The organism is Bacillus sp. 05T31, from assembly GCF_056396725.1.
Window position 1 is genome coordinate 1 of sequence record NZ_JBFTMA010001490.1, and the last position, 373, is coordinate 373.

General features: G+C 35.4%; 1 protein-coding gene. It reads right to left on the reverse strand.

What is annotated here, in order from left to right:
* On the reverse strand, nucleotides 1-371 hold a 371-nt coding region (gene fosB, locus AC1DJR_RS34000; RefSeq protein ID WP_477004673.1), incomplete at its 3' end, for a metallothiol transferase FosB.
* Nucleotides 372-373 lie beyond the last annotated feature (2 nt).

A 373-nucleotide genomic window follows, 5' to 3' on the forward strand; every position in this document is an offset into this window, starting at 1 on the left:
TAATAATTTAGACGGTCTTGCAGTGTCCCTGAATGAAACTCGAACTTGTGACCGTCAGGATCAACAAAATATATAGACCCACAATCTCTCACATTACGTTCTCTTCCTTGTAAAATATGAACATTATTTTCTTCTAACCGATGTAACAGGCGTTCAAAATCTTTTTGTTCAACAGAAAATGCGAGGTGCGTATAAGATTGATGAATCTCCTTTCTCGGAATATGTGCCTCTTCGTTCAGTGCTATCCATACTCCACATATATTGAAATATGCAAGTTTTCTCCCCTTGACTAATAATTCTCCTTCCAATACTTTCTCGTAAAATGTAATAGAGTTTTCTAAATTGGACACTGAAAAACAAAGATGATTGATTC